This is a genomic window from Pseudanabaena biceps PCC 7429 (assembly GCF_000332215.1).
Classification (GTDB): Bacteria; Cyanobacteriota; Cyanobacteriia; order Pseudanabaenales; family Pseudanabaenaceae; genus Pseudanabaena; species Pseudanabaena biceps.
Map to the genome: position 1 here is coordinate 1 of NZ_ALWB01000147.1, position 15,837 is coordinate 15,837.

A 15,837-nucleotide genomic window follows, 5' to 3' on the forward strand; every position below is an offset into this window, starting at 1 on the left:
TCATCTCCTGCTTAATACTTAATTTACCTTCTAACCCCCTTTTTATGCAACAACGCCTTTTCTGACTAGCTTCAAAACCTCTAAAACCCTTTTAGGGATTGAAACTTTTGGGAACAACAGATAACTTACGGAGGGATGAGCTTCAAAACCTCTAAAACCCTTTTAGGGATTGAAACGACGAATTGATTGAGCGAGATCTAGCTCCACTACTGCTTCAAAACCTCTAAAACCCTTTTAGGGATTGAAACGAAAAGAGGATGGAGTATCTGGAAGAACATCAACCAAAGCTTCAAAACCTCTAAAACCCTTTTAGGGATTGAAACAATTAAAATACTCTGCTATATTGATATTCATGAGGGCTTCAAAACCTCTAAAACCCTTTTAGGGATTGAAACAGCAGCTAGAGCAGAGTTTGATACTCAGTGCGCTGAAGCTTCAAAACCTCTAAAACCCTTTTAGGGATTGAAACTTACACGCCAAGGCAAGAAATCAATGATCAACGGGGCTTCAAAACCTCTAAAACCCTTTTAGGGATTGAAACAATAAAAAGCCGCTAAGCTAGCGGCTTTTTTGTCTACGCTTCAAAACCTCTAAAACCCTTTTAGGGATTGAAACGAGGCACAGGGCTTCACGGATAACTGTGGCAATCTTCCCAAGCTTCAAAACCTCTAAAACCCTTTTAGGGATTGAAACCCGTCACCTCCTACAGGTTCCCCTTCTATTACGTAGCTTCAAAACCTCTAAAACCCTTTTAGGGATTGAAACTTGGGGGACGCTCCATCTACCTCTCCTGTAGGGAGCGCTTCAAAACCTCTAAAACCCTTTTAGGGATTGAAACGTGGCAAGGGTACAGCTTGAAGAAGGTAATACCGCTAGCTTCAAAACCTCTGAAACCCTTTTAGGGATTGAAACCAAACATTGATAGGGGATACATGGGCTACTCCAGCTTTTGTTAGCTTCAAAACCTCTGAAACCCTTTTAGGGATTGAAACGGATCTATGGCAGATATCCCATAGCCGCCTTCAAGCCGCTTCAAAACCTCTGAAACCCTTTTAGGGATTGAAACATAGTTGATGACGCTACATCCTCTGCTTTTTGGGCTTCAAAACCTCTGAAACCCTTTTAGGGATTGAAACTACTAAAACTAAACATGTATCACTGGTATTGCGAAGCTTCAAAACCTCTGAAACCCTTTTAGGGATTGAAACAAGTCGCCTCATGAATTCTATTCACAGGAACAAGCGAGCTTCAAAACCTCTGAAACCCTTTTAGGGATTGAAACCATTTATTATTTTTGCTTGCCATATTGTTTCATTCCGCTTCAAAACCTCTGAAACCCTTTTAGGGATTGAAACTACCGCACCCCAATCCACCCCTAATATGCGATGCGCTTCAAAACCTCTGAAACCCTTTTAGGGATTGAAACATCAAAATACGATTGGGAGAAAATTAGTAAGGAATGCTTCAAAACCTCTGAAACCCTTTTAGGGATTGAAACCCATCCGATAAGTGATAATACTTGTATTCCGTGTTTGCTTCAAAACCTCTGAAACCCTTTTAGGGATTGAAACCAATGCCATCTCGACCAACATAGAGAATATGATTTGCTTCAAAACCTCTGAAACCCTTTTAGGGATTGAAACAGGCTTTGTCTAAGCAATTCAATGTCTGAGGGCTTAAGATGGCTTCAAAACCTCTGAAACCCTTTTAGGGATTGAAACAATTCTTTTAACTGATAGAATCCCAGAAGATTCTCAGAAGCTTCAAAACCTCTGAAACCCTTTTAGGGATTGAAACCTGCTACAGGCACTCTAACCTTAATCCCTAACCACGAAAGCTTCAAAACCTCTGAAACCCTTTTAGGGATTGAAACTGAAATGCTAAGGCTCTGCTGAAACCCCAACCTTCAGGCTTCAAAACCTCTGAAACCCTTTTAGGGATTGAAACCAGCTATCAATTGCTTGGCTCTATCAAAAACTGCTTTAGCTTCAAAACCTCTGAAACCCTTTTAGGGATTGAAACATAATAAACACCGCCATTAGCTTGTCTTGGCGTAGTGCTTCAAAACCTCTGAAACCCTTTTAGGGATTGAAACAGGTGGTGATGACGATGAATGAAGCAATCATTAAATGGCTTCAAAACCTCTGAAACCCTTTTAGGGATTGAAACTCACAAAAATCTTTATGGTTTGCCATGATTAAATAGCGCTTCAAAACCTCTGAAACCCTTTTAGGGATTGAAACTGAAGAGCGTGCGGGTGGTGTGGTTGAATGGCTGCAAGCTTCAAAACCTCTGAAACCCTTTTAGGGATTGAAACATTGCAGGGCAAATCAAGCCACTAGATGAGGAGATGCTTCAAAACCTCTGAAACCCTTTTAGGGATTGAAACTCCGTTCCCATGAATACAAGCAAGCGATTGCCCGTTTTTGCTTCAAAACCTCTGAAACCCTTTTAGGGATTGAAACAACCGCGCCGCTACTTTGACGCGATTGACTTACTAGCTTCAAAACCTCTGAAACCCTTTTAGGGATTGAAACTTTGATAACAGAAGATTGAGCATTATTTTGTAATCGCTTCAAAACCTCTGAAACCCTTTTAGGGATTGAAACCATGGCTTCTAACAACTTGCTAAACCTTAATATGTTGGCGCTTCAAAACCTCTGAAACCCTTTTAGGGATTGAAACTGCATGGCTATCTGCTCGCTTATCAGCACCAAGAGAAGGCTTCAAAACCTCTGAAACCCTTTTAGGGATTGAAACAATTCATAAAATTATCAATTACATTTTTAGCGTTGCTGCTTCAAAACCTCTGAAACCCTTTTAGGGATTGAAACTTTACGAGCGTCCCTCGTATCTAGGCATTGGCATTGGCTTCAAAACCTCTGAAACCCTTTTAGGGATTGAAACAGCTCGAAACAACTTTAACGGCAGGGCGAAAGAAGGCTTCAAAACCTCTGAAACCCTTTTAGGGATTGAAACGTATGCAGACCCGACTAATCCAGAGTGGGAAAGATGCTTCAAAACCTCTGAAACCCTTTTAGGGATTGAAACAATGGAACATGCGATCGGGTTTAGGAGATATACCGCTTCAAAACCTCTGAAACCCTTTTAGGGATTGAAACACCATTACCTGTATTGGTGATTTTACAGGGCAAGGCACTGGCTTCAAAACCTCTGAAACCCTTTTAGGGATTGAAACGTGGCTACAAAAACAGGCAGTCCAGGTAACTTAACGCTTCAAAACCTCTGAAACCCTTTTAGGGATTGAAACTTGAGATTGAAGACTAGCTAAATATTTAACTCTGAGCTTCAAAACCTCTGAAACCCTTTTAGGGATTGAAACAAATCGCTGTATTTGTTCGTGCGTTCCTATGATAGGCTTCAAAACCTCTGAAACCCTTTTAGGGATTGAAACATAGCAAAGCATTCAGAAACATATCCAAAACGAGGCTTCAAAACCTCTGAAACCCTTTTAGGGATTGAAACAAAACTCTAAGAGCTTACCGCACGACTCTATCCGGCTTCAAAACCTCTGAAACCCTTTTAGGGATTGAAACGACGAACCAGAACCGATCGCACCCAAGAAAAAGACGCTTCAAAACCTCTGAAACCCTTTTAGGGATTGAAACATACCGCCCTGCGAGTGTGTAGTTAGTAGCTAGAGCTTCAAAACCTCTGAAACCCTTTTAGGGATTGAAACATGGGTAGTCGATTTTTTGGTGTTGCGTGGTGCAGTAGGCTTCAAAACCTCTGAAACCCTTTTAGGGATTGAAACTTATCTCCTTTTGCGGGTATCGGATCTGAAGGATGCTTCAAAACCTCTGAAACCCTTTTAGGGATTGAAACGAAGCAACTGAATTTGAGAGTGAGTGGATGACGCGCTTCAAAACCTCTGAAACCCTTTTAGGGATTGAAACAAAGAACATTTACAGCTTTCGATAGCCTAACCAATTCACGCTTCAAAACCTCTGAAACCCTTTTAGGGATTGAAACGTACTGCCAACAAGTAATTAATTTTGGTTTTTCGCTTCAAAACCTCTGAAACCCTTTTAGGGATTGAAACTTTCGTGTAACAAATTTTCGATTCTTTGTTGAGTAGCTTCAAAACCTCTGAAACCCTTTTAGGGATTGAAACTCAGCAATTGAAATGGCATGGCGACTTTTTTAACGGCGGCTTCAAAACCTCTGAAACCCTTTTAGGGATTGAAACCATTAACGAAAAACTTGTAGCCATTCTCTTGAGCGGCTTCAAAACCTCTGAAACCCTTTTAGGGATTGAAACGATTAATTTCGCAGGAACCGCGCAGGATATCGCACGCTTCAAAACCTCTGAAACCCTTTTAGGGATTGAAACCTTTGGAGTGACTAATAAAATCCTTATAAACGGCAGCTTCAAAACCTCTGAAACCCTTTTAGGGATTGAAACAACCGATATGGCTCAAGCCACAGGGAAAAATTTAGGCTTCAAAACCTCTGAAACCCTTTTAGGGATTGAAACTAGCAAATTCTTTTGAGCGATCGCCGCCTGCGGCTTCAAAACCTCTGAAACCCTTTTAGGGATTGAAACCAAACCGATGGCAACGCTTGATTGCTTGGTAGGTGCTTCAAAACCTCTGAAACCCTTTTAGGGATTGAAACATGCCTTTTCTCCTGTTTCCTTGCGTTGATTATTAGCTTCAAAACCTCTGAAACCCTTTTAGGGATTGAAACACAAGAGTTGCAATAGCCGAGGCATCAGTATTCATTTGGGCTTCAAAACCTCTGAAACCCTTTTAGGGATTGAAACATGGCATTTTGTGGAGTTCCTTGCTCTTTAAGCCGCTTCAAAACCTCTGAAACCCTTTTAGGGATTGAAACGAGAACTGCAAAACATGGAGCTTGACCAATTGGGTGGGGAAGCTTCAAAACCTCTGAAACCCTTTTAGGGATTGAAACTTGTTCCACCTGTGGGGTTGCCCTAAGATCGGATAGCTTCAAAACCTCTGAAACCCTTTTAGGGATTGAAACTAGAGCTACTAATCTGGTTTCTACTGTCCTCTACAGCTTCAAAACCTCTGAAACCCTTTTAGGGATTGAAACGAAACTTTAGGGATTAGGCGATCGCCTATTTAGGGCTTCAAAACCTCTGAAACCCTTTTAGGGATTGAAACCAGTACTTTGCAAACGCTCCTGTGCAAGTAGTAGCGCTTCAAAACCTCTGAAACCCTTTTAGGGATTGAAACGAAGCAAAGATTAGGCGATCGCCTAACGATCCTAATTGCTTCAAAACCTCTGAAACCCTTTTAGGGATTGAAACGCTCTGACCATCTCTTCTGCGTTTTTTGAGAGGCTGCTTCAAAACCTCTGAAACCCTTTTAGGGATTGAAACCCAGTTCAGTCCTTTATGCCAAGATGTACTACCTGTACGGGCTTCAAAACCTCTGAAACCCTTTTAGGGATTGAAACGGCTCCATGAGTGGTGATCATGCCATCTGTGGATGCTTCAAAACCTCTGAAACCCTTTTAGGGATTGAAACGTCGATGATGCCGCCACACTGATCGCACTTCGGTGCTTCAAAACCTCTGAAACCCTTTTAGGGATTGAAACGGGCAAGGGCTTTAGATGGGCATTTGGCAAGCAGTCGCTTCAAAACCTCTGAAACCCTTTTAGGGATTGAAACAGCAGAACCACAATCAGGACAGTAGTAACGCATATTAAGCTTCAAAACCTCTGAAACCCTTTTAGGGATTGAAACTTATCACCCCCCTTGTCACCAATTGGGGGGGACAGAGCTTCAAAACCTCTGAAACCCTTTTAGGGATTGAAACGTAGCATTTTTTGAGGAAATCATCAACCTGACCGTGCTTCAAAACCTCTGAAACCCTTTTAGGGATTGAAACAGTAACAAGCATCTTCTCTTTATAGTTTGCAGCCTCGCTTCAAAACCTCTGAAACCCTTTTAGGGATTGAAACCTGGCAAAAGTCATTTGCAGCTTAAAATTGCTTTAGCTTCAAAACCTCTGAAACCCTTTTAGGGATTGAAACATTCCGCATCAACTGATTTAATCGCAGCGCGTGTAGCTTCAAAACCTCTGAAACCCTTTTAGGGATTGAAACTCTGGCCTTGGAGATCCTAAGAAAAAGCAGTATGGCTTCAAAACCTCTGAAACCCTTTTAGGGATTGAAACTGGCATTGCAGCCACTTACTGCGAAAGTCTAGATAAGCTTCAAAACCTCTGAAACCCTTTTAGGGATTGAAACAAGTGTATGAGCCTTAAAACAAAGCGATGGAAACGTAAAAGCTTCAAAACCTCTGAAACCCTTTTAGGGATTGAAACTTTTGACCTTTTGTACCAACTTATCAGCAAATTTGCCCACGCTTCAAAACCTCTGAAACCCTTTTAGGGATTGAAACGAATAGATCTCAAGAATACCGTCTGAAGCAACTTCAAAAGGCTTCAAAACCTCTGAAACCCTTTTAGGGATTGAAACTGCGGCGTGACATCGTATCATTGCGGCGTTTGTAGCTTCAAAACCTCTGAAACCCTTTTAGGGATTGAAACTAAACAGGCTGGTATAGAGGACAAAATACTCGCGCTTCAAAACCTCTGAAACCCTTTTAGGGATTGAAACTTAATAATGGTAACACTATTCAAGCTAATAGCGTGCTTCAAAACCTCTGAAACCCTTTTAGGGATTGAAACATACCAACCAAGCCCCAGCCATCGGCAATATATTTAGCTTCAAAACCTCTGAAACCCTTTTAGGGATTGAAACATAGCCGATCGCATACTTGCCGAAGCAAGCGCACCAACCACGCTTCAAAACCTCTGAAACCCTTTTAGGGATTGAAACGCTAACCTACTCAAGCCATTAAAACAAGCTGCCAAGCTTCAAAACCTCTGAAACCCTTTTAGGGATTGAAACACGAGGTGCGATCGTCCTAGCCGAAGTCGCCAACACAGGCTTCAAAACCTCTGAAACCCTTTTAGGGATTGAAACTCAGTTCTCTTTGGCTCAGTAATACAAACTTCTAGCTTCAAAACCTCTGAAACCCTTTTAGGGATTGAAACCGGATTTAAACAATCAACTTAATGCGTTGGAGAGAGCTTCAAAACCTCTGAAACCCTTTTAGGGATTGAAACTCAACAATGATATAAAAACTCTTAGATTTACGATAAGGCTTCAAAACCTCTGAAACCCTTTTAGGGATTGAAACTTGACCAACTCGAGTGGCAGATTAAGTTAGAGAGAGCTTCAAAACCTCTGAAACCCTTTTAGGGATTGAAACCGAATGCACGAAGAGCGACAGCGTAAAGCGCTCCGCGCTTCAAAACCTCTGAAACCCTTTTAGGGATTGAAACAGTCGCCCCATTCTCTACACAAACTTTATTTTTCCACGCTTCAAAACCTCTGAAACCCTTTTAGGGATTGAAACTTGAAGCTCGAGATCGATATTGTCACCCCTAAAATGGCGCTTCATTAGCTTCAAAACCTCTGAAACCCTTTTAGGGATTGAAACAAAGTAATCATTGGCGAAGCTTTGGTGGCTCTGGCTTCAAAACCTCTGAAACCCTTTTAGGGATTGAAACTAGAACCACTTTGCCAGATCCCTTTCCTTGCTCGCGCTTCAAAACCTCTGAAACCCTTTTAGGGATTGAAACCACTTAAAACAAGAATTAGGATTGAAGATTAATACCGCTTCAAAACCTCTGAAACCCTTTTAGGGATTGAAACGGGCAAAGGCTTTACAGAATGAATTGAATCAATCGCTTCAAAACCTCTGAAACCCTTTTAGGGATTGAAACATACCGCGCACGAGCAGCAACAAAGTAGCTCTTGGGAAGCTTCAAAACCTCTGAAACCCTTTTAGGGATTGAAACAAGCAGATACACCTCCCGAAGAGGCAACCAAGCAGGGCTTCAAAACCTCTGAAACCCTTTTAGGGATTGAAACAAACTTCTGCCCGATCTCAGAAGCAGCTAACAGAGCTTCAAAACCTCTGAAACCCTTTTAGGGATTGAAACAAATAGAATCAAGTCTTTTGAGTCCCATTCGGCGAGAGTGCCGGCTTCAAAACCTCTGAAACCCTTTTAGGGATTGAAACATTATTTCCATAAATCTACCACAAAACCGTGTTATGCTTCAAAACCTCTGAAACCCTTTTAGGGATTGAAACAAATTGCAATTTGAGAAGCAATTGGAAGAATCTCGCGCTTCAAAACCTCTGAAACCCTTTTAGGGATTGAAACTCAGCCGAAATGTGGCGCAAGTGGTAAGCGCAGTGGTTCATGCTTCAAAACCTCTGAAACCCTTTTAGGGATTGAAACTTATCGTTGATATTCTCATTGATTGGATCTTTAATTCGCTTCAAAACCTCTGAAACCCTTTTAGGGATTGAAACAGGGCGACGGCATTGCCTATCGAGTCTACTGGAAGCTTCAAAACCTCTGAAACCCTTTTAGGGATTGAAACTAATGCCTATCCTCTTATCTTGGTTGTATTTAAGCTTCAAAACCTCTGAAACCCTTTTAGGGATTGAAACCATGACTTGATACCCAGCTTGGACTTAATTTGGGGCTTCAAAACCTCTGAAACCCTTTTAGGGATTGAAACCCGATCGCCTTAGTATCGGTGCTTAAATCATTAACTTGCTTCAAAACCTCTGAAACCCTTTTAGGGATTGAAACTTGATCACCCGTCTGCCAGATACAGGAGAAGTACCGCTTCAAAACCTCTGAAACCCTTTTAGGGATTGAAACGAGTAACACCTTTCTCCCATACGTTGCCTTCTTGGCTTCAAAACCTCTGAAACCCTTTTAGGGATTGAAACTAAATAACTCCTCAATAGCCGTACACCAATGCTGGTCGCTGGGCTTCAAAACCTCTGAAACCCTTTTAGGGATTGAAACGGGGAGTACTGGGGTGAACTTTACGCCTTCGTGGGGCTTCAAAACCTCTGAAACCCTTTTAGGGATTGAAACTTCTTGGGTGTCAAAGATACCATTGCAGTCATCCATGCTTCAAAACCTCTGAAACCCTTTTAGGGATTGAAACCGTAGATCATTGTTTAGTCCTTTGGGAAAAAGTCTGCTTCAAAACCTCTGAAACCCTTTTAGGGATTGAAACAGTATTGCGGTACTGCCTTCATTAGCTGCTGGAAGCTTCAAAACCTCTGAAACCCTTTTAGGGATTGAAACGTCGCCAACAAAATTAGCATGAGAGTATTTCTTTGCTTCAAAACCTCTGAAACCCTTTTAGGGATTGAAACCTAGACATTCCATCACTTGCTTTAACCTTTAATGCTTCAAAACCTCTGAAACCCTTTTAGGGATTGAAACCGAAAACTGCATAACACCCAACAACCCTACAGTTCGCTTCAAAACCTCTGAAACCCTTTTAGGGATTGAAACCACCCCAGTACTCCCCGACGATAATGGGGACGAACTGCTTCAAAACCTCTGAAACCCTTTTAGGGATTGAAACTCTATTTTAGGCGATCGCTTATCCACATCTTAGGCTTCAAAACCTCTGAAACCCTTTTAGGGATTGAAACACTAACAGCTAATACTTAGTTAGATGTCTATTAGAGCTTCAAAACCTCTGAAACCCTTTTAGGGATTGAAACAACTTCGAGCGATGGCTTGGCAGTAGTGGGGAAGCGCTTCAAAACCTCTGAAACCCTTTTAGGGATTGAAACCAATAACGGAGCTGAGCATGGTGACTGGCTTTGCGCTTCTGGCTTCAAAACCTCTGAAACCCTTTTAGGGATTGAAACACGACATAATCAAGGACTTTATCCCCAACCTTGAGCTTCAAAACCTCTGAAACCCTTTTAGGGATTGAAACTTACAAATTCCTAGAAAAACCCGAATCAGGTCACGCTTCAAAACCTCTGAAACCCTTTTAGGGATTGAAACTACCGCGATCGTTGCGGCATCAGCAAGTATTACAGGCGAGCTTCAAAACCTCTGAAACCCTTTTAGGGATTGAAACTTGCGGGTGCTAGAGACAGAACGCCACTAGAACTTGCGGGCTTCAAAACCTCTGAAACCCTTTTAGGGATTGAAACAATCTCGAAAGCGACCGCACCTCCTACCTAGTAATGGAGGCTTCAAAACCTCTGAAACCCTTTTAGGGATTGAAACACGTAAAAGGGATTGAGTTTTAAGGCAAATCATGCTTCAAAACCTCTGAAACCCTTTTAGGGATTGAAACACCACGGGGCAAGCTCAGCAGCTAGAGAAGCAGATGCTTCAAAACCTCTGAAACCCTTTTAGGGATTGAAACCATCGTTGGCTACGGTGTTTGTATGATTATTGCCGCTTCAAAACCTCTGAAACCCTTTTAGGGATTGAAACCTCTCGCAACCCCCTCTTCTTTCGGCTCCCTACGCTTCAAAACCTCTGAAACCCTTTTAGGGATTGAAACTTAAAGTGTAGCGATATGCTAATAAATGTAACTTCGCTTCAAAACCTCTGAAACCCTTTTAGGGATTGAAACCTAACTTTGATTTGGCTTAGTTCACAGAAACAGGTGCTTCAAAACCTCTGAAACCCTTTTAGGGATTGAAACTAAACAAGGCTAAAGCTTTAACTATGGCATTGTGGCGCTTCAAAACCTCTGAAACCCTTTTAGGGATTGAAACTCTCTCAGTTCCCGCTGGTCGGTGGGTGCTTGGGGCTTCAGCTTCAAAACCTCTGAAACCCTTTTAGGGATTGAAACACCATTTTGGGGGCGATGCTTGGAAAGGATAGCCCGGCTTCAAAACCTCTGAAACCCTTTTAGGGATTGAAACGGCGCACTGCTTTGCATTGATTAAAAAAAATAGCGATCGGCTTCAAAACCTCTGAAACCCTTTTAGGGATTGAAACCCTGAATTCTTTTTGAAATCTTGTAACACTTAATCGCTTCAAAACCTCTGAAACCCTTTTAGGGATTGAAACCAAAGAAAAGATCTGTGCCATCGAACTCTGTCGCGGCTTCAAAACCTCTGAAACCCTTTTAGGGATTGAAACGATTCGTGGATTATGCGATCGGATTGAAATCAAGGCTTCAAAACCTCTGAAACCCTTTTAGGGATTGAAACTTGCTCACTGTGGGCACTGGTAACACTGCGGTAGATTGCTTCAAAACCTCTGAAACCCTTTTAGGGATTGAAACCTCAGACACCGCCTTTGGCTTCGCCGCCACGATCGCTTCAAAACCTCTGAAACCCTTTTAGGGATTGAAACTTCCCAAGGGCGTTTGACAGCATCAACGCATTGTGGGCTTCAAAACCTCTGAAACCCTTTTAGGGATTGAAACTTCCATCCTAGAAAGTGGTTGATGGTGCGATGGTCTGGCTTCAAAACCTCTGAAACCCTTTTAGGGATTGAAACCCGTAGAGTGAAACAACGTAATACCGCCATCCTAGGCTTCAAAACCTCTGAAACCCTTTTAGGGATTGAAACGGAGCGATCGCGGGAGGTGGAGAAGCCTTTGCCCAAGGCTTCAAAACCTCTGAAACCCTTTTAGGGATTGAAACAGGTCAATGGGTTGCTTGGTGGAAGGGACTGCTCAGCTTCAAAACCTCTGAAACCCTTTTAGGGATTGAAACTTGATAATCATGTGTCAATCTCAAAGCAAGACGCTTCAAAACCTCTGAAACCCTTTTAGGGATTGAAACAGGATCGGGGCTAAGTACCTAGCTTTGTCGTTTCAGCTTCAAAACCTCTGAAACCCTTTTAGGGATTGAAACTCTGCAAGGATTCCTGCTACTCTAACAGCGCTAGCAGCTTCAAAACCTCTGAAACCCTTTTAGGGATTGAAACGAACTGCAATTGAATTTCGGCAGTGTGCATGGTTTGCTTCAAAACCTCTGAAACCCTTTTAGGGATTGAAACCATACAAATTCTGAACGGAAAAACGCAATAATGAAGCTTCAAAACCTCTGAAACCCTTTTAGGGATTGAAACAAAAGCCTGTAGTGCGATATCTGAATCGATAGCCTGCTTCAAAACCTCTGAAACCCTTTTAGGGATTGAAACAGAGGCTTTGGTGGGTGGCGATCGCGGCAATGTCGCTTCAAAACCTCTGAAACCCTTTTAGGGATTGAAACAAGGGATACAAATCTACTCTTAGGCGAATTGTCGCTGCTTCAAAACCTCTGAAACCCTTTTAGGGATTGAAACGTTGGTCTATCGGGCGAAAGCGTTGATGGGCACGAGCTTCAAAACCTCTGAAACCCTTTTAGGGATTGAAACTCGGTGGATAAACTTTGCGGGTACACCGCAGGATGTTGAGCGCTTCAAAACCTCTGAAACCCTTTTAGGGATTGAAACCTTCCTTGAGTGTAGCGATCGCAATGTTAAAAGTAGCTTCAAAACCTCTGAAACCCTTTTAGGGATTGAAACCTAGCTTTTCAAGCTCAAGCTTTGCGATCTCGATCGCTTCAAAACCTCTGAAACCCTTTTAGGGATTGAAACTTCGTGCGCTGCGCCCAGCGCATGGCTAGAATCTCAAGCTTCAAAACCTCTGAAACCCTTTTAGGGATTGAAACTTGGATACGTGAAGGCGCAAAACCTCCTTATCAAGCTTCAAAACCTCTGAAACCCTTTTAGGGATTGAAACAGCGCAATACGCTAAAGCAGTAGGGATAGATCCCGAAGCTTCAAAACCTCTGAAACCCTTTTAGGGATTGAAACAACGCAGCCTTTGTCCTTGGTGTGGCGACAGATTCGCTTCAAAACCTCTGAAACCCTTTTAGGGATTGAAACGAAGGTGCGTCACCTAAGATAGCACGACGTAAGTAATCCAAGCTTCAAAACCTCTGAAACCCTTTTAGGGATTGAAACCCCCAAAATAGCCCTGCGCAAATAATCCAATCCCTGCAGCGCTTCAAAACCTCTGAAACCCTTTTAGGGATTGAAACTTGGATTTGGACACATAGTACAGGAGTGAGACTCATGGGCTTCAAAACCTCTGAAACCCTTTTAGGGATTGAAACAAGAATACCCGATATTTATTACCGTCATCAGACTCGTAGCTTCAAAACCTCTGAAACCCTTTTAGGGATTGAAACACTATGGCAAGTGTAAATATTTACACCCAGCATAGAAAGCTTCAAAACCTCTGAAACCCTTTTAGGGATTGAAACTAGTACCCAGTCGGGTGTGGTTTGGTTTAGGTCTAGCTTCAAAACCTCTGAAACCCTTTTAGGGATTGAAACAAAGCAGTAAACCGAACTGTTTGGGGATTGTAGGCTTCAAAACCTCTGAAACCCTTTTAGGGATTGAAACTTGCCATCACCGCCGATGACCTCAATCTGTGGGTGCTTCAAAACCTCTGAAACCCTTTTAGGGATTGAAACTTGGGGTGTGGCTATTATCAACAGCAAGTAGCAGATTTTGGCTTCAAAACCTCTGAAACCCTTTTAGGGATTGAAACTAAGGCGATCGGCGCGATGCAATTGACAAGCTTAAGCTTCAAAACCTCTGAAACCCTTTTAGGGATTGAAACATTTGTACCTGTGCAATTTGCAATTGAGAAATGTGAGCTTCAAAACCTCTGAAACCCTTTTAGGGATTGAAACGGGCGGATAACGGATAGGGTTGGAGCATTTTGAAAAGCTTCAAAACCTCTGAAACCCTTTTAGGGATTGAAACTTGTCGGTAATCCTAAAGCTTATCAGAGCATCAGCCGCTTCAAAACCTCTGAAACCCTTTTAGGGATTGAAACGGATAAACGTCTAACATTCATAGAAATCAAGTTGAGCTTCAAAACCTCTGAAACCCTTTTAGGGATTGAAACTTGGATTTGGACACACAGTACAGGAGTGAGACTCAGCTTCAAAACCTCTGAACCCCTTTTAGGGATTGAAACATTCAGGATTCTACTGGAAGTACTCCTTCCCCTATGCTTCAAAACCTCTGAAACCCTTTTAGGGATTGAAACACTATGCGATCGCCGCCAACATCAACAAACGCTTTGCTTCAAAACCTCTGAAACCCTTTTAGGGATTGAAACGTCCTTGCTGTCGCGCTAGGATTTGCGCTTCGAGGCTTCAAAACCTCTGAAACCCTTTTAGGGATTGAAACCCCCTCCCATATAGCGGTCGTCAGGATAGGCAGCTGCTTCAAAACCTCTGAAACCCTTTTAGGGATTGAAACTTGAAGCCAAGCCCACAGCGCAAGGAAAAAGAGGCAGGGCGCTTCAAAACCTCTGAAACCCTTTTAGGGATTGAAACGACCTTCTCTCGCTGCTTTGGATGTAGGTGATAAGCTTCAAAACCTCTGAAACCCTTTTAGGGATTGAAACACTATCGACCAAAATGCAAGGGCATACAGGGATGATATCAAGCTTCAAAACCTCTGAAACCCTTTTAGGGATTGAAACCTGCTCCTTTTTCCTTGCTGCGGGGGCTTGACGTGGCGCTTCAAAACCTCTGAAACCCTTTTAGGGATTGAAACTGCTTGAAGGGACTGACGTAAGGAACGAGCGCAACGCTTCAAAACCTCTGAAACCCTTTTACCTTTTAGGGATTGAAACTGAGCCGTAGGTATCGTGGGCGCAGACCGAACTGCTTCAAAACCTCTGAAACCCTTTTAGGGATTGAAACCAAAATCTTCTGTAGTCGCCTGTCTTTCCTGCTTAAGCTTCAAAACCTCTGAAACCCTTTTAGGGATTGAAACCGGCTATGAGCCTTATGGGATGACTGGTGGCTCTCTCTGGCTTCAAAACCTCTGAAACCCTTTTAGGGATTGAAACCAAGCGATGACCAGCTACGTGACCACAAAATATGGCTTCAAAACCTCTGAAACCCTTTTAGGGATTGAAACAAAATCTTTTGGCTTTCTGTAAACGTTTTGCATCCCAATGCTTCAAAACCTCTGAAACCCTTTTAGGGATTGAAACGCATCATTAGCCTTGAGAGATTGGCTATGCATGGCTTCAAAACCTCTGAAACCCTTTTAGGGATTGAAACTTAACTATTGAATGGCAAGGACGCAAGCCGAAGCCGCTTCAAAACCTCTGAAACCCTTTTAGGGATTGAAACATAATGGGCGATGACTACTTACTGATTACAGCTAAAGCTTCAAAACCTCTGAAACCCTTTTAGGGATTGAAACCTAATTCGATTGTGTTGTATCCCGAATCCGAAACGCTTCAAAACCTCTGAAACCCTTTTAGGGATTGAAACCCATTCCCTTTGTATTCTATCTCTTTCTTGAAATGGGCTTCAAAACCTCTGAAACCCTTTTAGGGATTGAAACCCGCAGGGGTTTACGGATAGTTGTGGGAACTTGCCAGCTTCAAAACCTCTGAAACCCTTTTAGGGATTGAAACCGGACTTCTATCCCAGAAACTTTTCCTGACTGAAGCTTCAAAACCTCTGAAACCCTTTTAGGGATTGAAACCAAGCCCAATCGCATCATATCGCGCGCGGGTAAGGCTTCAAAACCTCTGAAACCCTTTTACTGGAGTTTAGACTAAGTTGATTAAGCTAATCAGAAAAAGAGCAGGAAAAAGTAACCCAGAGAATGGAGAACTGGGCAAATCCAAGAGAATGAAAAGGAGAATATTTAGGATTAGGAATTAAGGATGTCTTTGTTGACCTTTTTGGGACGAGAAGCGCGTTTTTTTGATGATAGGAAAGCGAGGATAAGGATCGCGCTTGCGCCCAGATTTCCAACCAAGAGACTTACCACGAGGTTTCGGAGAACAAGCAGGAGAGCCGATCCTGACTAAAAGTGCGGCAAAGCCCTGACTGGAGTTTAGACTAAGTTGATTAAGCTAATCAGAAAAGAGCAGGAAAAAGTAACCCAGAGAATGGAGAACTGGGCAAATCCAAGAGAATGAAAAGGAGAATATTTAGG

General features: G+C 42.6%; 1 pseudogene and 2 CRISPR repeat arrays. The pseudogene reads right to left on the reverse strand.

The features are described 5' to 3' along the window. Window positions 1-68 precede the first annotated feature (68 nt). Window positions 69-14,431: direct repeats of the CRISPR family, unit length 37 nt; unit sequence GCTTCAAAACCTCTGAAACCCTTTTAGGGATTGAAAC. 111 nt (window positions 14,432-14,542) lie between these two features. Further along, window positions 14,543-15,378: a CRISPR direct-repeat array (repeat unit 37 nt; unit sequence GCTTCAAAACCTCTGAAACCCTTTTAGGGATTGAAAC). A 171-nt stretch (window positions 15,379-15,549) separates the two neighbouring features. Continuing rightward, window positions 15,550-15,730: pseudogene (locus PSE7429_RS27770) on the reverse strand (NF041680 family putative transposase); the annotation flags it as partial. Window positions 15,731-15,837: the final 107 nt, after the last annotated feature.